General features: G+C 71.4%; 19 protein-coding genes. 13 read left to right on the forward strand and 6 right to left on the reverse strand.

The genetic code is table 11. From position 1 onward, the window contains the following. The first annotated feature begins 1,459 nt into the window (after positions 1-1,459). Positions 1,460-3,130, forward strand: a complete 1,671-nt coding sequence (locus tag ACH4XV_RS19495; protein WP_395791346.1) for an MFS transporter — start codon at positions 1,460-1,462, stop codon at positions 3,128-3,130. Between the two features lie 165 nt (positions 3,131-3,295). Here the strand turns inward: ACH4XV_RS19495 and cysC are convergent, their stop codons facing one another. Then, the gene (gene cysC / locus ACH4XV_RS19500; protein WP_078974805.1) at positions 3,296-3,889 is read right to left on the reverse strand and encodes an adenylyl-sulfate kinase; all 594 of its coding nucleotides are present in this window, start codon (positions 3,887-3,889) and stop codon (positions 3,296-3,298) included. A 288-nt stretch (positions 3,890-4,177) separates the two neighbouring features. On the opposite strand from cysC, the gene ACH4XV_RS19505 reads away from it, so the two are divergent. Both ACH4XV_RS19505 and ACH4XV_RS19510 read left to right on the forward strand, forming a co-directional pair. Next, positions 4,178-5,473, forward strand: a complete 1,296-nt coding sequence (locus ACH4XV_RS19505; protein WP_395791348.1) for a sulfotransferase family protein — start codon at positions 4,178-4,180, stop codon at positions 5,471-5,473. A gap of 1 nt (position 5,474) precedes the next feature. Then, positions 5,475-6,692 (forward strand): DUF1214 domain-containing protein, encoded by a 1,218-nt coding sequence (locus ACH4XV_RS19510; RefSeq protein ID WP_395791350.1) that lies wholly within the window; start codon positions 5,475-5,477, stop codon positions 6,690-6,692. A 396-nt stretch (positions 6,693-7,088) separates the two neighbouring features. Here the strand turns inward: ACH4XV_RS19510 and ACH4XV_RS19515 are convergent, their stop codons facing one another. The 4 genes from ACH4XV_RS19515 to ACH4XV_RS19530 form a co-directional block, all read right to left on the reverse strand. After that, a complete protein-coding gene (locus ACH4XV_RS19515; protein ID WP_395791352.1) occupies positions 7,089-8,558 on the reverse strand; it encodes an MDR family MFS transporter in 1,470 nt (489 codons plus the stop codon). Positions 8,559-8,830: 272 nt separating this feature from the next. Beyond that, positions 8,831-9,154, reverse strand: a complete 324-nt coding sequence (locus tag ACH4XV_RS19520) for a DUF2470 domain-containing protein (RefSeq protein WP_379996529.1) — start codon at positions 9,152-9,154, stop codon at positions 8,831-8,833. Between the two features lie 60 nt (positions 9,155-9,214). Continuing rightward, positions 9,215-9,853 carry a neocarzinostatin apoprotein domain-containing protein gene (locus tag ACH4XV_RS19525; RefSeq protein WP_395791354.1) on the reverse strand — a complete coding sequence of 213 codons (639 nt, stop codon included), beginning with the start codon at positions 9,851-9,853 and terminating at the stop codon, positions 9,215-9,217. A 65-nt stretch (positions 9,854-9,918) separates the two neighbouring features. Further along, positions 9,919-10,635, reverse strand: a complete 717-nt coding sequence (locus ACH4XV_RS19530; RefSeq protein ID WP_395791356.1) for a neocarzinostatin apoprotein domain-containing protein — start codon at positions 10,633-10,635, stop codon at positions 9,919-9,921. 463 nt (positions 10,636-11,098) lie between these two features. On the opposite strand from ACH4XV_RS19530, the gene ACH4XV_RS19535 reads away from it, so the two are divergent. The 6 genes from ACH4XV_RS19535 to ACH4XV_RS19560 all read left to right on the forward strand — a co-directional run bounded on the left by ACH4XV_RS19535 (position 11,099) and on the right by ACH4XV_RS19560 (position 17,360). Further along, complete coding sequence (locus ACH4XV_RS19535) at positions 11,099-11,788, forward strand: heme oxygenase (biliverdin-producing) (protein ID WP_395791358.1); 690 nt, start codon at positions 11,099-11,101, stop codon at positions 11,786-11,788. A gap of 149 nt (positions 11,789-11,937) precedes the next feature. After that, entirely contained in the window at positions 11,938-12,921 is a 984-nt protein-coding gene (locus tag ACH4XV_RS19540) for an ABC transporter permease (protein ID WP_395791360.1), read from the forward strand. Further along, the gene (locus tag ACH4XV_RS19545) at positions 12,918-13,838 is read left to right on the forward strand and encodes an ABC transporter permease (protein WP_395791362.1); all 921 of its coding nucleotides are present in this window, start codon (positions 12,918-12,920) and stop codon (positions 13,836-13,838) included. Before ACH4XV_RS19540 ends, ACH4XV_RS19545 begins: the two co-directional genes overlap by 4 nt. Next, positions 13,835-15,418 carry an ABC transporter substrate-binding protein gene (locus ACH4XV_RS19550; protein WP_395791364.1) on the forward strand — a complete coding sequence of 528 codons (1,584 nt, stop codon included), beginning with the start codon at positions 13,835-13,837 and terminating at the stop codon, positions 15,416-15,418. The genes ACH4XV_RS19545 and ACH4XV_RS19550 overlap by 4 nt, the downstream gene beginning before the upstream one ends. Continuing rightward, complete coding sequence (locus ACH4XV_RS19555; RefSeq protein ID WP_395791366.1) at positions 15,418-16,386, forward strand: ABC transporter ATP-binding protein; 969 nt, start codon at positions 15,418-15,420, stop codon at positions 16,384-16,386. Before ACH4XV_RS19550 ends, ACH4XV_RS19555 begins: the two co-directional genes overlap by 1 nt. Next, entirely contained in the window at positions 16,383-17,360 is a 978-nt protein-coding gene (locus ACH4XV_RS19560; protein WP_395791368.1) for an oligopeptide/dipeptide ABC transporter ATP-binding protein, read from the forward strand. The genes ACH4XV_RS19555 and ACH4XV_RS19560 overlap by 4 nt, the downstream gene beginning before the upstream one ends. Positions 17,361-17,408: 48 nt before the next feature. Here the strand turns inward: ACH4XV_RS19560 and ACH4XV_RS19565 are convergent, their stop codons facing one another. After that, the gene (locus ACH4XV_RS19565) at positions 17,409-17,849 is read right to left on the reverse strand and encodes a pyridoxamine 5'-phosphate oxidase family protein (protein ID WP_395791370.1); all 441 of its coding nucleotides are present in this window, start codon (positions 17,847-17,849) and stop codon (positions 17,409-17,411) included. A 572-nt stretch (positions 17,850-18,421) separates the two neighbouring features. On the opposite strand from ACH4XV_RS19565, the gene hpnC reads away from it, so the two are divergent. From hpnC to ACH4XV_RS19585, 4 genes are all read left to right on the forward strand, one after another. Beyond that, positions 18,422-19,321 (forward strand): squalene synthase HpnC, encoded by a 900-nt coding sequence (gene hpnC, locus ACH4XV_RS19570; protein WP_395791372.1) that lies wholly within the window; start codon positions 18,422-18,424, stop codon positions 19,319-19,321. A gap of 10 nt (positions 19,322-19,331) precedes the next feature. Then, positions 19,332-20,213, forward strand: coding sequence for a presqualene diphosphate synthase HpnD (gene hpnD / locus ACH4XV_RS19575; RefSeq protein WP_395791374.1), 882 nt, complete (start codon positions 19,332-19,334; stop codon positions 20,211-20,213). Between the two features lie 90 nt (positions 20,214-20,303). Next, a complete protein-coding gene (hpnE, locus tag ACH4XV_RS19580; protein ID WP_395791376.1) occupies positions 20,304-21,677 on the forward strand; it encodes a hydroxysqualene dehydroxylase HpnE in 1,374 nt (457 codons plus the stop codon). Next, positions 21,674-22,702 (forward strand): polyprenyl synthetase family protein, encoded by a 1,029-nt coding sequence (locus ACH4XV_RS19585; protein WP_379996557.1) that lies wholly within the window; start codon positions 21,674-21,676, stop codon positions 22,700-22,702. The genes hpnE and ACH4XV_RS19585 overlap by 4 nt, the downstream gene beginning before the upstream one ends. Positions 22,703-22,705: the final 3 nt, after the last annotated feature.

Genomic DNA, 22,705 nt, shown 5'->3' on the forward strand with positions numbered 1-22,705 from the left:
GGGCGTTGCGCCTTGGGTTGCGGGTGGCCGGTGCGGGGCTGGTCAGAGTCGGTGGTGGGCCGCCGCCGGCGTGCGGGGCTCCGAGACTGCGGGCTCCGGGCGAGGCGGGCGTGTTGGTCGGCGAAAACCGGCCGGCAGCGGGGGAGCGGGTGGGTGGCCGGGTCGGGTTTCCGGGCCGGCTTTTCCGAGTGGGCCGGGTGTTTCCGGTGGGCGTTGCGCCCTGGGTTGCGGGTGGCCGGTGCGGGGCTGGTCAGAGTCGGTGGTGGGCCGCCGCCGGCGTGCGGGGCTCCGAGACTGCGGGCTCCCGGTGAGGCGGGCGTGTTGGTCGGCGAAAACCGGCCGGCAGCGGGGGCGGGAGGGGGCTCGGGTCGTGCCCTTCGGGGGCCTTCTCGGGTGGGTCGGGGGTTTCGGGGGTGTTGGGAGGGGAGTTGGGGTTCGAAACCGGATTGCGATGGGTGGTTGTGGGCTTCGAGGCTCGGTGACCTGCACTTTTGCAAGGTTGAGGCGCAAAGTCGGGCGGCGAGTGCCGGTTTCGTGCGTTCCGACCCCCTCAACGGGAGGCGGAGACTGAAACCGCACACTCGAAGCCGGCTTCGAGCACTGCGCCCCAAAGAGGCCGTCGAGACGACCGAAAGTGCCCAGCGGGAGCCGAAACCGGATCCCGAGGCACTTCAAACGCTCCCACTTCGCGCTGACCTGCGGTTTTCTCTCACGTCAAGGCCACAGCACCCCGCGCGATCCGGTTTTGTGAACTCTCGCTCCATACACGCCCACCGCACCTCGAAGAAATGCCCCTCCCGACCCCCTCCGGAAGGCTCCCCGGCGGACTCAACCGCACCGCCCGCCCTCCCCGCCGCTGCCGGCCGGTTTTCGCCGACCAACATCTCCGTCTAGCCGGAAGCTTCGAGTCTCGGAGCCCCGCACGCCGGCGGCGGCCCATCGCCGACTCTGGCCAGTCCCGGACCGGCCACCCGCGACCCAAGGCGCAACGCTCGCCGGAAACACCCGACCCACTCGGGAAGGCTCCCGACGGATCCGTTGCCCGGCGCCCGCCCGGGGACAATGGCCTTGTCCGGCCGGGGAACCGTGCCCCCGTGCCCCCGGTTGAGCACGGCGGAGTCGTAACATCCCAACCTCCGACTCCCGACCCCGACCCCCGCTCCTCCCCCGCCCCGACCCCGACAGGGAGCTGACGGGTCGTCAGGGAATTTGTATACTAAAGCGGGACTAACCTCTCAATCCTCCCGCCCTCACCCTTCCGCGCACTTCCCCGGCGTGCTAAACACTGTCAATCAGTTCGGCTGGAGTGCACCGATCCGGTTGGCGATGTCCACGAGACATGCCGGCCTCATCGAGGCCGAGTGGCGTTTTGCCCCCGCATATTCCGTACAAAACCGGGCGTGTCGCCCTAGTGACACGTGTCCGGTGCGCGTCCCTGCACAGAACGGAAAGTACCGGTATGTCTGCGACCGTTGAAGTCTCCGCGAAGCCGCCGGAGCCCGGATCCGACCCGTCCTCCGTCGATACCGGTCGGCTGGAAGGGGTCTCCAAGGGCCGGGTGTTCGCCGTCCTGGCCGTCGTCGTGATGTTCTCCGAGGTCGTGCCGCTCCAGTACGCGATGATCTCCTCCGCCGTGCCGGAGATCGCCCCGTCGTTCCGGTCCGTCGGCGAGAGCATTTCGTGGATGGTGGTGATCCTGGGCCTCGTCGGCGGCGCGGTCAGCCCCCTGATCGGCAAGCTTTCCGATGTCTACGGGAAGAAGCGGCTGCTGCTCGCGACCAGCGTGTCGTTCCTGGTCGGGTCGTTGATCTGCGCGGTGACCAGCTCCTGGCCACTGTTCCTGGCCGGCCGGGCGCTCCAGGCGGTCGCCTTCGGTATGACCGCCGTGGTGTACGGGCTCATTCGCGACCTGATGCCGCGCAAGTTCATCCCGGTCGCGATCGGCGTCTCGGCCACCGGGCTCGGATTGTCCGCCGCGCTCGCGCCGGTTGTCGGCGGGCTGCTCACCGAGCACTACTCCTGGCGCTCGTTGTTCTGGTTCCTGGTCGTCTACATGGTCGTGCTGATCCCGCTCCTGCTGATCGTGGTGCCCGAGTCCAAGCTGCGGGTTCCACAGAAGGTGGACTACGTCGGCGGCGTCATCCTCGGCGGCGGACTCGCGCTGATCCTGCTGTACATCAGCCAGGGACAGGCCTGGGGCTGGGGCAAGCCCTCGGCGTTCGGGTACGCGCTCGCCGGCGTGGCCGTGATCGGGCTGTGGGTGCTCTGGGAGAAGCGGGTGGAGAACCCGATCATCGACCTGAAGCTGCTCACCGCGCCGCGCGTGGCCCTGGTGCTCGGGATCGCGTTCCTGGCCAACATGATCATCGGCATCCAGAACTACCTGACCAGCTACATGGGCCTGACCCCGGACAACGTCAAGCAGAGCACGCTCGACAAGTACGGCGACGGCGCCGTCCAGAGCGCCAAGGCCATGGGCGCGCCCGAGGCGATGTGGGCCGGCATCGCCGACCAGGTCAAGGCGGCGGTGTCGTTCAACGACTCGCTCGACTACGCGCTCGGCTTCACCCTCCTCGGCCTCGCCCTGCATGTGCTGATCTGGCAGTCGATGTCCAGCATGATCGCGGGCCCGCTGGCCGGCCTCTGGGGACAGCGCAGCGGGTTGCGGATGCCGATGATCGTGGGCGTCACGACGCTGACCCTGGCCGGCTTCATGTACGTGTTCATGCACGACTCGTGGCAGCTCATGCTGATCTGCGGCGTGGTCTACGGCATCGGCTTCGGGATGTACTACGCCGCCGCGCCGAACCTGATCATCGAGGCCGTGCCGCAGGAGCAGCAGGGCATCTCGTCCAGCATGCTGGTCGTCGCCCAGTCCTTCGGCGCCTCGGTCGGCGTCGCGCTGCTGTCGCCGATCTTCACCAACAACCGCCTGCGGATCACCGGTCCGGCGCCGAGCGGCCAGGGCCTGGCCACCCAGGACGCCTGCGACCCGCGCGGCTGCACCTACACCACGGACGCCTTCACCACCGGCTTCTGGATCCTGATCGTGTGCGGCCTGCTGGCGCTGGTGATCGCGCTGGTCATGCGGCACGGCCGCAAGCCCGCCACGGGCGGCCTGCTCCACTAGCGCCTGCGCCGGCGCCCATGCCGGCGCGAGCCGGCCGCCCCACCGATCGCACACCCGCTCGCGGTGTGTGACGCGGCGTCAGGACCCGTGGATCCGAGGGGGATTCACGGGACCTGACGCCGTATCGGCGATCCTCGACAGTGATCCCGTCGGCGTCCCCGCCGACTACCCCTCGCCCACCATCGTCTCCAGCAGCGCCAGCAGTCGCTCCGCCTGCTGTTCCGGGTCGCCGTCCGCCGGGGTGAGGCGCAACTCCGGCTTCTCCGGGGCCTCGTACGGAGCGGAGATGCCGGTGAAGTCGCCGATCTCGCCCCGCCGGGCCTTCGCGTACAGGCCCTTCGGGTCGCGGCGCTCGCACTCCTCGATCGGGGTGTCGACGAACACCTCCAGGAACGGCAGGCCGTCCCGGGCGTGCAGCGCGCGGACCCGGTCGCGGTCGGCGCGGTACGGGCTGATCACCGGGACGATCGCGACCACGCCCGCGTCGGCGAACAGCCTGGCCACCTCGCCGACCCGGCGGATGTTCTCGGTCCGGTCCTCGGCGCCGAAGCCCAGGTCGCCGTTCAGGCCGAGCCGCACGTTGTCGCCATCCAGGCGATACGCGGTGACCCCGCGCTCGACCAGCAGCCGTTCGGCGATCACCGCGACCGTCGACTTGCCCGAACCCGACAGGCCGGTGAACCAGACCGTCGCCCCGAGCGACGGACGCTGCTCGCGCGTCACTCCGCCCTCGTGCCAGACCACGTTGCGCTCGCTCACGACTCTCCATCCGCCCGTTCGCGTTGAACCCGAGGATTCGTACCGTACGGGGCGACCCGGCGCGGCTCGGCCTCGGTCCAGCACCCGGACGCCGAGCAGGCGATCCGTGAAACCGATCCGTGAAGCCGATCCGCGAAGCCGACGCGAATCTGACGCCTCTTCAGATTTACCTTCACAAAGAGCTAACCTGCGCGCGGGACCGAGCCACACCAGCCCGAGCCCCAGACGCGAGACGTGACACGCGAGCCGCGAGACGCGAGACCCGAACGTGAGGGAGGCCGACCGGCCATGGCCTGGACACCACCACAACGCGCCGCCTGGACCGAGACCCTGGCGGCCGGCGCCATCCCACCGCTCACCGACGACCTCGACCGCCCCTTCGACGCCGACACCCTCCTCGGCGAGGCCCGCGCCCGGGCCGGCGGCGCGGTGGACCCGGCCGGCGACCCGGAGACCGCCGACGTCGCCCTCGCCCTCGCCGACACCGACCCCGCCTTCCGCGAGGGCCTGGACCGACTCCTCCATTCCCTCGAACACGAGGCGAACCTGGACCGGGTCGGCCGCTGGTGGGCGTACACCTGGGTGAATCGCCTCTTGGACGTCCGGCTCCAGGTCGCCCGCTACGTCCGCGCCGACCCCGGCGTGCGCGACGAACCGATCGAGCGGCCGATCTTCGTCACCGGCGGCCCCCGCACCGGCACCTCGATCCTGCACGCGCTCCTTGCCCACGATCCGGCCAACCGAGTGCCCACCACCTGGGAGTTCCTGCGCCCCGTCCCGCCGCCGGAGCCCGCCACGCGGGACACCGACCCGCGCATCGCGCTCGCCGAGCGGGAGATTCGCTTCGTCACCACGGCCGTTCCCGCGATGGACGCGATCCACGAGAAGAGCGGCACGCTGCCCAAGGAGTGCATCAGCGCGCACGCGCTCGCGTTCCGCTCCGAGGACTTCACCGGGCAGTTCGCGATCCCGTCGTACGCCGCGTGGCTGGCCGACTGCGACATGCGGCCCGCGTACGCCTACCACCGACTGGTCCTGCAGATCCTGCAGCGACGTACGCCAGGGGCGACCCGCTGGGTGCTCAAGTCGCCCGCGCACCTGCTGACCCTGGACGCGCTGGTCGACGTGTATCCCGACGCGCGCCTGGCGGTGACCCACCGCGACCCGCTCACCGTGCTGGCCTCACTGAGCAGCCTGATCGCCACCATTCACCACGCGTACGGGAATCGCTCCGACATCCGCGACGTCGCACGGACCCAGAGCGACCTGTGGTGCACCGCCTACGCCCGGCTCACCGCGTTTCGCGATGCGGGCCGGGTCGCCGAATCCGACTGGCACGACTCGACCTACGCGGACTTCATGCACGATCCGATCGTGGTGGTACGGGAGTTGTACGCCGGGTTCGGGCTGGAGTTCGGCACGGAGGCGGAGGGCCGGATGCGGGCGTATCTGGCCGCGCGCCCGCAGGGTCGGCACGGGCGGCACGCCTATGCGTTCGACGACCTCGGCCTGGATCGGGAGGACGTACGATCCCGACTGACGGACTATCAGAAGCGGTTCCGGGTTCCGACGGAAGAGATCTGACGTGCACTCGGACCCGAACGACCGCTCCCGGCCCGACGCTTCCGTCTCCGGCGTGGTCGACGGCAGTGCCTGGCGGGCCTATTGCGAGCGCATGGCCGCGCTGGGCGATCGTATTCTCGAGGCCGACTTCCCCGGCGCGACCGACGCCGACCGGGCCGAGGGCGTCCGGCACCTGGCCAATCAGGTCGCGTGCTGGTTGACCTACCAACTCGCGGCGACCGACCCGGAGAACCCGGCCTTCTTCACCCACAACGACCTGGCCTACCGCTGGGGCGGCCCGAACGTGGACCAGAACGCGCGGCGTGCGCCGATCGCCGGGGACGGCGTGTACCGCCTGACCGTGACCATGAACGCCTGCGAGAAGTTCGTGCTCCAGGTCAAGCCGGGGGACATGCACGCGGGGCGTACCGAGGTGTTGGCGGAGACCTCCTCCACCGCGCTGGGTGTGGGGCCGGGGGACACGGTCGAGATCGTGCTGAGTGCCGAACGGCAGCCGGGCAATTGGATTGAACTCACGCCGGACGCACGGGTGTTGCATGTGCGCGACTACTACTTCGACTGGACGCCGGAGCAACCCGCGATGCTTGCTCTGGAACGCCTGGACACCCAGGGGCTACCGGCCGAGCGGGTCACCCCGGAGCGGGTCGCGGGCATGCTGGCCGGCGCGGCGACCTCGGTGGAGAACTCGATCGAGGTCTGGAACGAATGGGTTCGGGCGACGGGTGATCGGCAGCCGGTGAACACGTTCAGTACGCCCTCGACGGTGGCCGGTGGGGTCAAGGAGGTCGTCTACGGCTTTGCGCGGGTGCGGCTGACGGATGATCAGGTGCTTGTGGTGGAGACCGATCCCCGGGTTTCCGGGCAGTGGGACCTGCAGCTGTACAGCCCGGGCTGGTTCGAATCGCTCGACTTCGCCAACCGGCAGACCTCGCTGAACCATGTGCAGGCCGAGCACGATCCGGACGGGTGGATCCGGGTCGTGATCGGGGCGGTGGATCCGGGCGTGCCGAACTGGCTGGACACCGAGGGGCGGACGGAGGTCTTCGCCACGCACCGCTGGCTCGACCCGCACGCGCAGCCGGCGGTTCGGGCGGTGGTCGTTCCGCGCACGTCGGTGCGGGAGCACGTGCACCCGTCGACGCGCACGATGGGGGCCGCGGAGCGACAGGAGTCCTTGCGAAGGCGCGCAAAGCACGTGGCCTGGCGCTTCCGGGCCTGAGCCTGGTGGCCGGGGGTGGGTCGTTGCGTGCGGCCGGCGGCTGCGGTCGGTTGCGCCTGCGGCGGGCGTCCTCAAACGCCGGACGGGCTGGATGGATGCGGATCCGCTCGACGCGTGGGTTTCGCGCCGGGTGGGCTGGTGTTGGTTGTGTTTGGTGCCGTTGGTTGCGGTCCGTGGCGCCTGCGGCGGGCGTCCTCAAACGCCGGACGGGCTGGAGGGGGTGTGGTTCCCGTCGACGCGTGGGCTTCGCGCCGGACGGGCTGGAGGTGGTGCCGTCCCCCTCGACGCGTGGGCTTCGCGCCGGACGGGCTGGAGGTGGTGCGGTTCCGCTCGGCGCGTGGGCCCTGGCCGGGGTGGGTGTCGCCCGTTTGGTGCGAGCCCACGCGAGCTTTGGGGTCAGACCTTGGCCGGTGCCGTGGACGGGGTCGGGGCTGTCGGGGTGGTCTCGGTCTTTTTGCGGAGTGTGGAGGCTGCGTCGTTGTCGCGGATGGTCAGGGCGGCGATGGCGCCGAGGACGGCCAGGGCTGCGGCGACCAGGAAGGCGACGTGGTACGCGTGCAGGTTCGGGGTCGGCGCGCCGCCGCCGTGGCCGGTCATCGTGCCGATGCCGGCCAGGATGCCGGCCAGCAGTGCCACGCCCAGGGCCGAGCCGAGTTGGCGCTGCACGTTGAAGATCGTCGAGGCGCGGCCGTTGTCCGCCGGCGCCGTCCGCGCGAACGCCGCCGCCTGCATCGGGATCATCACGTGCGCCATCGACGCGCCGGTGCAGAACATCAGCACCACGATCAGCACTGCCGCCGTGTCCCCGTCGACCAGCGCGAGCAGCGACGCACACGCGCCGATTCCGAGCAGGCCGCCCGCCATCAGCCGGCGCGGGCCGACCACCGGGTACAGGCGCGAGACCCACTGGGTGGCGATCACCACACCGAACGCCTCCGGGAAGGTGAGCAGGCCCGTCTCCAGGGCCGACTTCCCGAACGCCTGCTGCTGCATCAGCGGGAAGACGTACAGCACGCCCAGGAACGCCGCCGAGTTCACCATCGACACCACGTTGGTGCTGACGAACAGCCGATCCCGGAGCAGCCGCAGGTGCAGCATCGGCTCCTTGACCCGCAGTTCGACGAAGACCATCGCCACGCACAGGAGCAGACCCGCGATCCCGGTGGACAGGATGATCGGCGAGCCCCAACCCTTGGTCGCGCCCTCGCTCAGCGCGTACATCAGCAGCGCGAAGCCGGCCCCGGAGAGCACGAAACCGGGCAGGTCGAAGCGGCCCGCCTTGGGGTTGCGGTACTCCTCCAGGAACATCAGGCCGAACACGAACGCGGCCACGCCCACCGGCAGGTTGATGTAGAAGACCCAGTGCCAGGACGCCTTGTCCACGAGCAGCCCGCCGAGCACGGGACCGAGCGCGGGGGCCAGCGCCGTGGGCACCATCAGGATGCGCGAGGCGCGGACCCGCTCCTCGGGCGGGAAGACCCGGAACATCATCGCCATGCCGACCGGCGTCAGCATGCCGCCGCCCGCGCCCTGGAGGATGCGGAAGAGCACCAGCTGGTCGATGCTCTGCGCCAGACCGCACAGCGCGGACGCGCCGGTGAACAGGGCCAGCGCGATCAGGAAGACGCGCTTGGTGCCGAACCGGTCGCCCAGCCACCCGGACGCGGGGATGAACACCGCCAGACTGACCAGGTAGCCGACGGCGACCGTGGCCAGCGATGCCTGGGACGCGCCGAGGTCCTTGCCGATGGCGGGCAGCGCGACGTTGATGATGGTGACGTCGAGGATGTTGACGAACATCGCGGCGACGAAGACGGCGCCGACCACGACCTTCTGGCTGAGACGTGACGCGGATATGGGCGGCATACGGGCGAGGCCTTCAATCGGGAGGCGATGAGGGGAGGGGGGAGAGTGGGCGCAGCTTATTTATACTGAGCGAAGCTCAGTATATCTTTTCGTACGCGTGTAGCCGACAGGTTATTTACGGCCGCGGCCCGAGTGCGTTCCAGCCCCCCGCGCCCCGGACGCCACAACGCCGACGGTCCGGGAGACCTTCCTCCCGGACCGTCGGCGTGACGCTCGTTACCCGTCCTACAGGTGGTCGGGCCGCTTCGCCCGCCGGTTCCCCGCTCGCGTGCTCAGTGCTCGCCCTCGCCCCGGGGCGGCAGCCCCAATGCCTCGCACGCCGCGTTGTACTGCGCGACGACCTCGATCCGGACGTCCCGGCGCTCGGTGATCGACCTGCTCCACGGCACCCGGACCTCGACCGGCGCGCCCGCCACGATCGCCGAGTAGTAGGCCGCGTCGCCGTCCAGACCGGTCATCGTCGCCGAGGTGGCCTCCGGCCGGCCGCCCAGACCGCGAGCGATCAGCAGGCAGTCGTCGGGGTGGTCGTCGTTCATGTGCTTGCAGACGGCGGTGATCGCGTCCGCTCCGAACGGGTTGACGGTCGCCTCGCTCATGCGGGTCGCCTCCGGCGGTCGGCGGTGGGGGATGCGGTGGGGGTACGGATGGCGGAGTGGTCAGCCGGACACGGAGTCGCGGCGCCGACGCGACGCGAGCACCGAGCCCACGCCGAGCACCAGCATGCCCGCACCCACGTAGCCGAGTTGCGTGCTCGACGCGCCCGTCTTCGGCAGTTGCGGCTGACCGGCCTCGTTGGTGGTGCCGGTCTGCGGCGCGGTGCCAGTCGGGGCCTTGTCGGCGGGCGCCCCGGCCGCGCCGGCGAAGGACACCGGGAGCCACACGTCCTGGTCGCGGTTGGCGAGGTCGGTGTGGTCGTTGAAGGTGGCCACGAAACACGCCGTGGTGGCGCAGTCGACCTTCGCCTTGTCCTTGCCCTCGAAGCTCTGCGTGGGCTTGAGCTTGACCGTGAACGTGCCGTCCGGGCCGACCTGCGGGACGTACCCCGCGTTGCCGTACTGGGTCGGTACGCCGCCGGCCGGCTTGGCCACGGTTTGCGCCACGTACACGCCCTTGCCCGGCTTGTAGCCCTTGCCGGTGACGGTGATCTCCTCGCCGCCGGCGGCCAGGCCGGTCGACTTGGACAGGGTGATCGTCGGCGCGTCGGCGGCCGAGGCCGGAGCGCTCGCGAACGCGGTGAGGCCGAGGCCGGCGATCGCGGTCGCGGCGACGGCCGCGGCCGTACGGGACTTGTGCATGTGGACTCCGAACGAAGACTGGCTGGTGAGGCGGGCAGGGGAGGTACGGGAGCGGGGCCGGCGGATCAGGCGCTCGGGCGGCGGCGCTTGACCACGACACCGGCGACGACCAGGACGACCACGACCCCGGCGACCACGCCGATGATCAGGCCGGTGTTGCCGTCGTCGCCATCGTCGTCCTTGTCCGCGGCCGAGGACTTCGCCGGGGCGGAGGCGGTCGCGGCCGGCGCACCGGCGGAGGCCGGGGGCTGCGCCGCGCCGCCCGCGCCCGGGGCGCCGGCCTGCGGAGCGGCGGTGGCCGGACCCGGCGAGGCCGGCAGGCCCGCGACCTCGCCCTCGAAGCCGATCGGCAGGTAGACCTCCTGGGTCCGGTCCTTGCCGTTGGCCGAGTTCGAGGTGGCGATCGCGCATCGCGTCTTCAGGCAGTCGACCGCGCCGAACTTGGCGGCCACCTTGATGTCGGTGCTGAACGAGCCGGTCGCGTCCGCCTCGGTGGGGCCGGCGAACGAGCCCATGTCGCACGCGCGGCCCGCGCCCTGGGCGGGATCGCACGGGAGGATGAACAGCCGTACGCCCGGCGTGAAGCCCTTGCCGACCAGCTTGACCACGTCGCCCGCCGGGTTCAGGCCGGTGGTCTTGGCCGCGCTCAGCGTGGCCTTGCCCGCCGCCGGCGTGCCGGTCGCGTGCGCCGGGCCCGCGAGGCCGAGAACCAGCCAGGCGAGAAGGAGGGTCGCGGTGGCGGCGACGGCGCCGCCGAGGCGTCCGGTGCGGGCTGGGCTCACGTTGTTTCCCCTGGGCCGACCGTACGCTTGCGTACGGAATGATTGGAGGTGAGGCTATCCTAAGACGGGTCGAGTCGCCGGAAGGTTCGGGGGTGGTTCCGAGACGCTTCCGAGACGCGTTCCGACGGGCCCTGTAGGCCCGTTGCCATGTTCCTCCCGGGGCGCCCTCGGGTCGCTTTCGGGTCGCCTCCGGGTTTCTCCCGGCCCGCCGAACGTGACCCCACCGACAACGTGCCGACAAGTTGTCGGTAACTTATTGACGGCACCGTACGGCGCCGCACAGACTGCGGGGGCCGGCGGAAACGGGCGAAGAACCGATTCCCCGCAGATGCTTTGTCATGGGCTTCGCCATGACCGAAGCGCCGACTCCGCACGGGCAAAGGCGCCCGATCCTCCACAGTTCGCACCGTACGCACCCATTCGTGCGTGTCCGGTAGATCTTGTCGCACCTAGGGGAAACCTCATGACCACGACCGAGACCGCCGAAACCGCCGGTGCCACCCCTACCTTCGCCGAGACGCTGCGCAAGCGCTCGTGGGCCTTCCACCAGGAGGCCGAGGGCTCGGGCTTCTTGGAGGCCCTGATGAAGGGCGAACTGACCCGCGACGCCTACACCGCGATGGTGGCCCAGCACTACTGGGCGTACGCGGTGCTCGACGACGCCGCGGACACCATGCGCGAGCACCCGATCGGCGCCCCGTTCGCGGACGCGCGTCTCGACCGCCGGGCGATCCTGGAGGCCGACATGCTCTTCCTGGCCGGCGAGGGCTGGCAGGAGCGCTGGCCCGCCAACGAGGCCACCCGGCGCTACACCGACCGGATGCGGGAGAAGTGCTACGACTGGGCCGGCGGCTTCGTCGCCCACCACTACACCCGCTACCTCGGCGACATGTCCGGCGGCCAGTTCATCGCCAAGCAGATGCGCAAGCACTACGACCTGCCCGGCACGCGGGGCAGCGACTTCTACGTCTTCGACGGACTGGGCGACCTGACCGTGTGGAAGGACGCGTACCGCGCGGCGATGAACGACGCCCCGTGGGACGAGGCCGAGCAGGAGCTGGTGATCCAGGAGGTGCTGTTCGCGTACGACATCAACAGCGCCGTACTGCGCGAGCTGGGCCAGGACCTGGACCGCTACCGCAAGGCCGCCTGACCCGACCGCGGCCCTCGGTACGACCGGCCGGCGGACCGCCGCCGGCACCGTCCCGAACCCGCCGCTTCGGACTCACCGCACGACCCGGGGGCCCACCGTCCGATGCGCCGTCCGACAATGGATGGCGCATCGGATCGGCAGGGGGAGCAATGACGAACTACCTGGCACGGCGCGTCCTGGGCGTCGTGGTGGTGATGTTCGCCGTCCTGACCGGCCTGTTCCTGCTGCTGCACGCCTCCCCGGTCAGCCCGGTCAACCAGCTCGCGCCGCAGGTCGCGGCCGATCCCGTGGCCCGGGCCGCGGTCGAGCACCGGATGGGTCTGGACCGACCGCTGGTGACCCAATACCTCGACTACGTCGGCGACGCGCTGCGCGGCGACCTCGGCACCTCGCTCTACGACGGCACCTCGGTCGCCGACCAGATCGGCCGGGCGCTGCCCGTATCGCTCGAACTGGGGCTGATCGCCTCGGTCTTCGCGGTGATCCCGGCCGTCGTCCTGGGCGCGTGGTCGGTGCTGCGCCGCGGCGGGGTCGTCGACCACGGCACCCGCGTGCTGAGCGTGCTCGCGATGTCCCTGCCCGGCTACTGGCTCGCCGTGGTCGCCCTGGTGGTGGTCGGCGACAGCCATCCCGATCTGCTGCCCAACGCCGGCGGCTTCGTCACCTTCGGCGAGGATCCCGCGGCCAACCTCCGGGTGCTCGTGCTGCCCGCGATCGTGCTCGGCCTGGCCACCTTCGCGATGCTCACCCGCTCGCTGCGCGGCGGCCTCGCCGACGCGATGGCCTCCGACCACGCGATGTTCGCCCGCGCGATGGGCGGCTCGCGGCTGCTCACGCTGCGCCGGGTCGCGCTGCGCGGGGCGCTGGTGCCGACGCTGACCGTGGCCGGCGTACTGATCGGCGGCCTGCTCTCGGGCACCGTGCTGATCGAGAACGTGTTCCAGATCCCCGGAATCGGCCAGCTGATGGTCACCGCCTTCCAGCGGCAGGACTATCCGCTCGCGCTCGGCGCGTGCGTCGCGACCTCGGCGATCTTCCTGCTCCTGAACCTGGTGGTCGACCTGCTCTACCCGCTCGTCGATCCGCGTACCGCCGCGGGTGTGACCGACGACCTCGCGGGGCGGACCGCGTGAGGGCCCGGACGCTCGGCGTGGCCGGGTGGATCGGCGTGATCTGCGTACTGCTCTATCTCCTGGTCGCCACCGTCGGCCGATTGCAGGGCGATCCCGCCGCGCTGGTCGCCGCCGGACCCGAGGCGCCCTCGCTCGGGCACCCGTTCGGCACCGACCACCTGGGCCGCGACCTGCTGGCCCGGACCGCCGAGGGCGCCTGGACCTCGCTGCTGATCTGCCTGTCCTCGATCGGCTTCGCGATCGTGGTCGGGGTGCCGCTGGGCGTGCTGGCCGGGCGTCGCCACGGCGGCCGGCTCGACGGGCTGCTGATGCGCGCGGTGGAAACCCTCCAGGCGCTGCCGCAGTTCGTCTTCGTGATGTTCCTGATCGGTCTGATGGGCACGGCCGACATGCACTTCGGGCCGCTCACCGTGGGCAACGGGGCCCGGGTCGCGTTCGCCATCGGCCTCGGCTTCGTGCCCTACTTCGCCCGGGTCGCGCGCGCCGCGACCGTGGTGGAGATGCAGGAGGACTACGTGGCCAACCTGCGCGGCCTGGGGGTGCCGGAGCGGGAGATCCTCTTCCGCGAGGTGCTGGTCAACGTCTGGCCGCCGGTGCTCGGCCAGGCATGCCTGGCGATGGCCATCGCGGTCTTCGCCGAGGGGGGTCTGAGCTTCCTGGGTCTGGGCGTGGCCCCGCCGCATGCCACCCTGGGCAACCTGATCGCCGACGCGGGCGGGCAGATCATCGGCGGCGACTGGTGGTACGCCACGCTGCCCGGCACGGTCCTGGTGCTCGGCATCCTGGGCTTCAACCTGCTCGGCGACACGGTCGGCGGCCGGCCGGGCCGCCGCGCGCGGCCGGCTCCGAGCGCCCCTCGCGTCCCGGGCCGACGACACAGCTCCACCCCGACCCCGACCCCCAAGGAGACCCAGTGACCCCGGTGCGCAGAGTCGGCCTGAACCGTCGAGGCTTTCTCGGCCTCGCGGCGCTCGCGGCGGCCGGCGGCACCGGCGTGCTCACCGCGTGCTCCGGCTCCTCGGGCACCAAGCGGGTGGCCGATCGGCACAAGGACGGCATCCTGCGGATCGGCGTCGCCTCCGCGCCCAGCAGCCTCAATCCGCTCGACTCCGGCTCGGAGATCACCCGCTGGATCGCCGAGCCGATCATGGAGAGCCTGTACCGCTACGACAACACCCTCGCCTCGGTGCCGCTGCTCGCCGACGGCGAACCGCAGATCAGCGACGACGGGCTGGCCTGGACCATCCGGCTGCGCCAGGGCGTGCACTGGCACAACGGCACGCCGTTCACCGCGGACGATGTGGTGGCCACCCTCGCGCACATGCTCGACCTGTCGGCCGGCAGCGAGTGGATCACCTACATGCTCGGCTACCTGTCCCGGTTCGAGAAGGTCGACGAGCACACCGTGCGGATCGTGCTGAGCAAGCCGTACGGCCTGCTGCGCTCGCATCTGACCAACCTGCCGATCACCCACCGGGACTTCGTGGCCCGCAAGGACACCATGATGGGCACCGGGCCATACCGGCTCGACACCTTCGTGGCCGGCCAGAGCTTCACCCTCTCCCGCTTCGACCGCTACCACGGCGGCCAGTACCCGGCCGGCTCCGCGCCCGCGTTCGCCGGCATCCAGTACACCGTCTTCACCGACGCCAACACGCGCGTGCTGAGCCTGCGTCAGGGCAAGGTCGACCTGATCACCGCGCCGTCCTTCGCCACCTTCGACACCATCCGCAAGGACCGCTCGCTCGCGCTGGTGCTCACCGAGGCGCCGCTGGACGTGCTCAGCTACGTGATGATGCGCAAGGAGCCGTTCAGCGACCCGGACTTCCGCAAGGCGGTCGCGCTGTCGATGGACCGCCAAGGCGTGTTGCAGCGGGTGTACGGCGGCGAGGGCACCATCGGAAAGGGCCCGATCGGGCCCGCCGAACTCGGCTGGGACGCCGGGTTCGCCCCGTTCGCGCCCGCGCCCGACCTCGCCCGGGCCCGCGACCTGCTGGCCCGGGCCAAGACCGGCAAGCGCTCGTTCACCGTGACCATCGGTACCAACCAGGGCATCCGCGACGTGGCCCAGGTCCTGGTCGCCGGCTGGAAGCAGGTCGGACTCGACGTGACCATCGAGCAGTTGGCCGGCGGTCCCTGGTCGAACAAGTGGCTCTCGCGCGACTACGACATGCTGATGAACACCTTCTCCTCCGGGTTCACCTCCGGCCCGGCGAACTACCTCACACTCGCCCCCGCCGGGTCCACCAACGTGCTCTCCTGCGGCTACGCCAACCCCGAGGTGGACCGGCTGATCGACACCGTCTGGCAGACCTCGAACGACGCCGAGCGGGTGGCCGCGCTGTCCCGGGTGGACCGGCTGCTCGCCGAGGACGCGGTGATCACCCCGCCGGTCTACCCCAAGCTCGCGCTGGCCCAGCGCGCCGAGTTGTCCCCGCTCGACCCCACGATGTTGCGGATCAGCCGGCTCGACCCGCACCACCTGCGGTTCGTGTGATGGCGGACACCACCGCGAGTGCCGCGCCGCTGCTGCGGGTGCGCGACCTCGACGTCACCTATCCCGGTCCGGTGCCCGCGGTACGCGGGGTCTCCTTCGATGTCGCGCCGGGCGAGATCCTGGGCCTGGTCGGCGAGTCGGGCAGCGGCAAGAGCAGCGTGTGCACCGCGCTGACGGGCCTGCTGCCGGCCGGTGCGCACCGCCGCGCCGACACCATCGAGTTCGAGGGCACCGACCTGGCCGCGCTGCGCGAGCGCGACCTGCGCCGAGTGCGCGGCCGGCGGCTCGCGTTCGTACCGCAACAACCGATGACCTCGCTGGCGCCGACCACCCCCGTCGTGCGCCAACTGCGCTGGTACCTGGGCGATCGGCTGGACGACGTCGAGGTCCGCGAGACGCTGACCGGCATCGGCCTGGGCCCGGTCCTGGACCGCCCGCGCGACCTGCCCGGCAGTTTCTCCGGCGGGCAACTCCAGCGGGTGGTGATCGCCATCGCCGCGCTTGCGCACCAACCCGCGCTGCTGCTCGCCGACGAGCCCACCACCACACTGGACGCGACCGTGCAGGCCCAGGTGTTGCGGCTGCTGCTGACCCTGCGCGACAAGCTCGGACTGGCCCTGATCTACGTCTCGCACGACCTCGCGGTGGTGTCCACGATCTGCGACCGGGTCGGGGTGATGTACGGCGGCCGACTGGTCGAGACCGCCCCCGTGCGGGAGTTGTTCGCCGCGCCGCGACACCCGTACACCCGGGCGCTGCTCGCCGCGATGCCCGCGACCACGCCGGCGGACCGGCCGCTGCGCGCGATCGAGGGCACCGCGGAGGGGGCGAACCTGCTGCCGGGCTGCCCGTTCGCGCCGCGCTGCCCCCAGGTGCTGGGGGTATGCCGGGAGCGCATGCCCGAGCCCACCGCACACGGGGCGGGCATGGTGCGCTGCCACCTCGCGAGTGAGCGGGTCGGGGCATGACCGCGCTGCTCGACGTACAGGGGCTGACCCGTCGGTTCACCCTGCCGCGACCGTTCGGCCGGCGGACCGCGCCGCGCGTGGTGCACGCCGTCGAGGACGTCTCGTTCGAGGTCGCGGCCGGCGAGGTGTTGGCCGTGGTCGGCGAATCCGGGTGCGGCAAGACCACCGTCGCCCGGGTGCTCGCGGGCCTGGACACCGCGACCTCGGGCACCGTCGCACTGGCCGGCCGCGAGCTGACCGGCGCCCGAACCCCGGCCGACCAGCGGCTGATCCAGCTCGTCACGCAGAACCCGCGCGCCGCGTTCAACCGCCGCCGCACTCTGCGGCACGCCCTCGACCAGCCGCTGCGGGTGCACGGCCTGGGCGACGGCCGCGCCGAACGGGACGCGCTGGTGGCCGAGATGGTGGAGCGTGTCGGCCTGTCGACGGAACACCTGGACCGCCTTCCCGGCGAGCTGAGCGGCGGCGAACTGGCCCGCCTGGTGCTGGCCCGCGCGCTGCTCGTGCGCCCACGCGTGCTGGTCCTGGACGAGCCCACCGCGAGCCTGGACGCGAGTGTCAAGGCGACCGTGGTCGACCTGCTGCTGCGGCTGCGCACCGAATTGGACCTGGCGATCGTGGTGATCACCCACGAGATCGACATCGCCCGCCGGCTCGCCGACCGGGCCGCGGTGATGTACCTGGGACGGATCGTCGAGCTGGGTCCGGCCGCCTCGGTCCTGGCCCGGCCGCGCCATCCGTATCCGCGCCTGCTGCTCGCGAGCGTGCCGGTGCCCGACCCCGAGCGCATCGGCCCGGCGAGCGCGGCCGACTTCGGCGCGGGCGCGATCGGCGAGGTGCCGTCGGCGCTCGACCCGCCGTCGGGCTGCGCGTTCCATCCGCGCTGCGCGCCGGCGACCGAGGTGTGCGCCGAGCGGCGGCCGGCGCGGGAGATCCTGGACGACGTCGAGGTCGCCTGCCACCACCCGCACTGAGACCGGAGCGGGGCCGACCCGCACCCGCTCCGAGGGGGCCGGCGCGGCTCAGGCGGGAACCGGCCGGCCCGCCGCCCGGAGCAGCCGCCCCGCGACCACCTCCGGCACGATCCGGAAGAACCGGTGCGGGTGCTCCGACTGCCACGTGGGCGGCAACATCTCGGCCAGTCGGGCGCCCTCGTGCGACTCGTCCACCGGCGATACCCGGCCGGTGACCGTGACGGTCCACCCGTCGTACTCGCGCACGTCCCAGGCGTCCGCCTCGAACGCGCACACGCTGTCGTGCAGCGCCGCGTGTACCCGCCGGTCGGCGGCCAGGCGGAAGGCGAGCGTGCCCCGGTCGAGCCGGAAGCGCACCGGCAGGATCGCGGGCAGCGCGTCCAGGGTGAACACGACCCGCCCGATCGGCACGGAGGCCATCAGGGCGAGCGCGTCCTCGGGCGCGAGCTCGCGCAGGGCCCGCGCGTATCGATTCGTGTCGTGCGGCATGCCTCCAGCGTGCCCCGGGGCCGGCCGCCCGCGCAGGGGCAAAAGTCCCGGATGTGTGGACCGTCGGTCGGCCGGGTGGAGGCCGATCGCCGAGGAGTCGCGCATTCGGGTATCGATTCGGTGTACGGCGGCGTGTCGGCGCGCACCGCTATCCTCCGGGTATTCCGCAAATCCGGAAAGTTGATCAACATTTCGCCGAGTACTCGCTTTATCGACCCCGCTTGGTCCATTGCGCACGGATAATCGCCGTACTCCTCATGCGGAAGGCGGAACTCCGCACTACTCCGCAAGGAGGGGATCGGGTGACGAAACCTCCTCAGGTGCCCGGAAACCACCGGGGCATGCCGGACGTCCTGAGTGGTACGGGGATCGTCGAGGGTGCCCCGGACGTTCGTGGTGATAACAAAAGTGTTTCGCGAAGGAAAAGTCCGGGTGAGCTATGACACGCGTGTTCTCGGTGCTTGATCGATCCGACTTCGATCGGGCAAGCTGAACCGTCAGACCGACCGGGACGGCACGAATTCCTGGCCAACTGTAATGTTGGGGAAGTTTTCGGGGGCCCAGGGAGAGATATGGGGAGTGATTCCCGCGGTCTCGAGCGCGCACCCGGCGCGAGTGACGACGACACGGCGGGTATCGACGCCGCGATCATCGACCCGGACGTGGTCATGCGTCAGGCCGGCCACGAGAACTTTCCCGTGGCGATGGGGATCCTGCGCCCCGACCACCGGCGACACCTGCTGGCCGTCTACGGCTTCGCCCGCCTGGTCGACGACATCGGCGACGAGGCCGAGGGGGACCGGGTCGCCCAGCTCGACGCGTTCGAGAAGGACCTGCGCCGGGTCTTCACCGGCGAACCGCGCCTTGAGGTGCTGCGCCGGCTGCAACCGAGCGTGCGCGAACTCGATCTGCCGATCGAGCCGTTCCTGGGACTGATCGAGGCCAACCGGCAGGACCAGGTGGTCCGCCGCTACGCGACCTACGACGACCTGGTCGCGTACTGCGCGCTGTCCGCCGATCCGGTCGGCCGGATCGTGCTGCACGTGTTCGGCCGCGCCACCGGGGAACGCATCGCCCGCTCCGACGAGATCTGCACCGCGCTCCAGATCGTCGAGCACCTGCAGGACGTGGCGGAGGACCTCGCCCGTGACCGGATCTACCTCCCGCAGGAGGACATGGACCGGTTCGGCGTCACCGAGGCCGACCTCGCCGCGCCCGCCGCCACGCCCTCGGTGCGGCGGCTGATCGCCTACGAGGCTCACCGCGCGACGCGGCTGCTGCGCACCGGCGCACCGCTCGCGGGGACACTGCGAGGGCGCGAGCGCCTCGCGATCGCCGGGTTCGTGGCCGGCGGAAGAGCGGCCCTGGCCGCGATCGGCGACGTCGGCTTCGACGTCCTGGCCCACCGGGCCAAGCCCGGGAAGGCCGCCCTGCTGCGCGAGCTGTCCGGCGTACTGGTACGAAAGAGGTAAAAGGGGAACCATGGACGTCGACGCTTCGTATGCGTATTGCGAGCGCCTGACCCGCAATCAGGCGCGCAACTTCTACTACGGCATCAGGCTGCTGCCCGAGCCCAAGCGCCTCGCGCTCAGTGCCGTGTACGCCTTCGCGCGAGAGATCGACGACATCGGCGACGGCGACCTGCCCGCCGACCACAAGGTCGCCGAGCTGGCCCGGATGCGCAAGCAGCTCAAGGATCTGAGCGCGGACCGCGATCCGGTCGCGGTCGCGCTCGCCGACGCCGCGACCCGGTTTCCGATCCCGCTGTCCGCGCTCGACGAACTCATCGACGGCGTCGAGATGGACGTGCGCGAGACCGAGTACGAGACCTTCGACGAGCTGCGGGTCTACTGCCGCTGCGTCGCGGGTACGGTGGGCCGGCTCTCACTGGGCATCTTCGGTTCCCGCGACTCGCTGCACGCGCCCGACCTGGCCGACACCCTGGGCATCGCGCTCCAGATCACCAACATCCTCCGCGACATCAAGGAGGACAAGGACAACGGCCGGGTCTACCTGCCCCGCGAGGACCTGGCCAAGTTCGGCCTGGAGGACGCGTGGCACCGGGGCGGTCGGTTCACCCAGAGCGGCGCGTTCGACGACATGGTCCGGTTCGAGGCGGAGCGCGCCGAGCAGCTCTTCGAGCGGGGTCTGACCCTGCTCCCGCTGCTCGACCGGCGCAGCGCGGCCAGCACCGGGGCGATGGCTGGCATCTATCGCCGGCTGCTCACCCGGATCCGCGAGGAGCCGGGCCAGGTACTGATAGGTCGGCTCTCCCTCCCGGGCTGGGAGAAGGCCGAGATCGCCGCGCGCGCGCTGGCCGGACTACCGGTCGGCGCCCGCTCGCTGCTCGCGCGCGGGCGGTGAGACGTCGAGCGTTGACCGGCCCGGAGCCGGTGGGACAAACCGGTCGCAGGGGCCGGTACAGGGATTGATCACGTGGGTACGGAGCAAGGCATGAGCGCACGCATGGTGGTGATCGGGGGCGGCCTGGCGGGCATCACCGCCGCGCTCGCCGCCGCCGACGCCGGCGTCGAGGTCACCCTCCTGGAGGGCCGACCCAGGCTGGGCGGGGCGACGTTCTCGCTGCGCCGCGACGACATGTGGCTGGACAACGGGCAACACGTCTTCCTGCGCTGCTGTACCGAATACATCGCGTTCCTGGAGCGCATCGGCAGCGCCGACAAGGTCTACCTCCAGCCCCGGATGGACGTCCCGGTCCGCACCCCCTGGGGCACCCGGACCCGGCTCGCCCGCTCCGGACTGCCCGCCCCGCTGCACCTGTCCTCGGCGCTGGCCCGCTACCCGCTGCTGACCATGGCCGGCCGGGCCCGGGTCGGCCTCGCCGCGCTCGCCCTGCGCCGGCTCGACCCGACCGACCCCGCCCTGGACGAGGTCACCTTCGCCGCGTGGCTGGACCGGTTCGGCGTCACCGCCCGCGAACGCGAGGCGATGTGGGACCTGATCGGCATCGCCACGCTCAACCTGCCCGCGACCGAGGCCTCGCTCGCGATGGCGGTCAAGGTCTTCCGCACCGGCGTGCTCGACCGCAACGACGGCGCGGACATCGGGTGGAGCCTGGTCCCGCTCCAGGAACTGCACGGCGACGCCTCCGCCCGCGCGCTGGCCAAGGCCGGGGTCCGGGTGCGGCTGCGCGCCCGGGTCGACGCGCTCGATGCCGGCGCCGGCGGCTTCGTCGTGCACGCGGGCGGCGAGCGGATCGAGGCCGAGGCGGTGGTGCTGGCCGTTCCGCACTACGACGCGGCCCGGTTGTTGCCCGCGGGCGCGTTGCTGCTCGACGACGTGCTCGCCGACCCGAACCTGCTCACCGGCCTCGGCACCTCGCCGATCGTGAACCTGCACGTGGTCTACGACCGCCCGGTCCTGGACGTACCGCTCACCGCGAGCGTCGGGAGCCCGGTCCAGTGGATGTTCGACCGCAGCGCCGGGCACGGACTGGCGCCGGGCCGCTACGTGGCGGTGTCGTTGTCCGCGGCGGGTCGGGAAATCGACCTGACGAGCGCGCGGCTGCGGGATAGGTTCGTCCCGGAGCTGGCCCGCGTGCTGCCCGCTGCCCGGCAGGCCCGGGTGGAGCGGTTCGTGGTCACCAAGGAACGATCCGCGACCTTTCGTCCCGCCCCCGGTTCGGGCCGGCTTCGTCCCGGCCCCCGGACCGCGATCCCCGGTCTCGCCCTGGCCGGGGCGTGGACCGCCACCGGATGGCCCGCGACGATGGAGGGCGCCGTTCGCAGCGGCCTTTCCGCCGCCCGCGAGGCCCTCCCGCATCTCGGCCGCACCCGTGCCATTCCGGAGAGGACGACGCCGCTATGACGCTCGCCGACGCATCGATCGCCCCCGCCGTGCTCGATCGCGCGCGCGAGGCGAGCCGCCCCGCGCTGCGGGTCGCGACCGCCCGACTCGAACCGCCCCTGGCCCGCGTGGCCGCGTACCACATGGGGTGGGCCGACGAGGCGGGCCGCGAACTGCCGGGCAACGGCGGCAAGGCGCTGCGCCCCGCCCTCGCGCTGCTGTCCGCCGAGGCGGTCGGCGCGCCGACCGCCGTGGGCGTGCCGGGTGCGGTCGCGGTCGAACTCGTGCACAACTTCTCGCTGATCCACGACGACCTCATGGACGGCGACGAGGAACGTCGGCATCGGCCCACCGCGTGGAAGGTCTTCGGTCCCGGCCTCGCCGTCCTGGCCGGCGACGGACTGCTCGTGTTGGCCGAACAGGTCTTGATGGACGCCGACGAGGCGGACGGCGATCGCGCCGCCCGCCTGCTCACCGAAGCGACCGCCAGGTTGATCGACGGACAGTCCCAGGACCTGTCCTTCGAGGCCCGACTCGACGTCACCGTCGAGGAGTGCCTGACCATGGCGGGCAACAAGACCGGGGCCCTGCTGGCCTGCGCGTCGGCGATCGGGGCGGCCCTCGCGGGCGCCGACGAGCGCACCGTGCAGGCGCTGTACGGCTTCGGGCACCACCTCGGCGTCGCCTTCCAGGCGGTGGACGACCTGCTGGGCATCTGGGGGCGACCCGAGGTGACCGGCAAACCCGCCTGGAACGACCTGCGCCGGCGCAAGAAGTCCGTGCCGGTCGTCGCCGCGCTCGCGAGCGACACGACCGCCGGCCGTGAGCTGGCGCGCATCTACACGGACGAAGGACCGCGCAACGAGGAGGGACTGGCCCTGGCCGCGCGCCTGGTCGAGGAGTCGGGCGGACGTGCCCGCACCGAGACCGAGGCGGCTCGGCGCCTGGAGCAGGCGATGGCCTGCCTGGACTCCCTGGACGTCCCGCAAGGTACCTACACGGACCTGACCTCTCTCGCGGCCTTCACCACCACTCGGGAGTTGTGAAGA

Source organism: Embleya sp. NPDC020630 (genome assembly GCF_044334985.1).
Taxonomy (GTDB): Bacteria; Actinomycetota; Actinomycetes; order Streptomycetales; family Streptomycetaceae; genus Embleya.

What these genes read in the sequence shown, in the direction of transcription:
- ACH4XV_RS19495 (WP_395791346.1), top strand. Translation starts at nt 1,460, where the DNA reads ATGTCTGCGACCGTTGAAGTCTCCGCGAAGCCGCCGGAGCCCGGATCC.
- ACH4XV_RS19505 (WP_395791348.1), top strand. Translation starts at nt 4,178, where the DNA reads ATGGCCTGGACACCACCACAACGCGCCGCCTGGACCGAGACCCTGGCG.
- ACH4XV_RS19515 (WP_395791352.1), bottom strand. Translation starts at nt 8,558, where the DNA reads ATGCCGCCCATATCCGCGTCACGTCTCAGCCAGAAGGTCGTGGTCGGC.
- ACH4XV_RS19520 (WP_379996529.1), bottom strand. Translation starts at nt 9,154, where the DNA reads ATGAGCGAGGCGACCGTCAACCCGTTCGGAGCGGACGCGATCACCGCC.
- ACH4XV_RS19525 (WP_395791354.1), bottom strand. Translation starts at nt 9,853, where the DNA reads ATGCACAAGTCCCGTACGGCCGCGGCCGTCGCCGCGACCGCGATCGCC.
- ACH4XV_RS19535 (WP_395791358.1), top strand. Translation starts at nt 11,099, where the DNA reads ATGACCACGACCGAGACCGCCGAAACCGCCGGTGCCACCCCTACCTTC.
- ACH4XV_RS19540 (WP_395791360.1), top strand. Translation starts at nt 11,938, where the DNA reads ATGACGAACTACCTGGCACGGCGCGTCCTGGGCGTCGTGGTGGTGATG.
- ACH4XV_RS19555 (WP_395791366.1), top strand. Translation starts at nt 15,418, where the DNA reads ATGGCGGACACCACCGCGAGTGCCGCGCCGCTGCTGCGGGTGCGCGAC.
- ACH4XV_RS19560 (WP_395791368.1), top strand. Translation starts at nt 16,383, where the DNA reads ATGACCGCGCTGCTCGACGTACAGGGGCTGACCCGTCGGTTCACCCTG.
- ACH4XV_RS19565 (WP_395791370.1), bottom strand. Translation starts at nt 17,849, where the DNA reads ATGCCGCACGACACGAATCGATACGCGCGGGCCCTGCGCGAGCTCGCG.
- hpnC (WP_395791372.1), top strand. Translation starts at nt 18,422, where the DNA reads ATGGGGAGTGATTCCCGCGGTCTCGAGCGCGCACCCGGCGCGAGTGAC.
- hpnD (WP_395791374.1), top strand. Translation starts at nt 19,332, where the DNA reads ATGGACGTCGACGCTTCGTATGCGTATTGCGAGCGCCTGACCCGCAAT.
- hpnE (WP_395791376.1), top strand. Translation starts at nt 20,304, where the DNA reads ATGAGCGCACGCATGGTGGTGATCGGGGGCGGCCTGGCGGGCATCACC.
- ACH4XV_RS19585 (WP_379996557.1), top strand. Translation starts at nt 21,674, where the DNA reads ATGACGCTCGCCGACGCATCGATCGCCCCCGCCGTGCTCGATCGCGCG.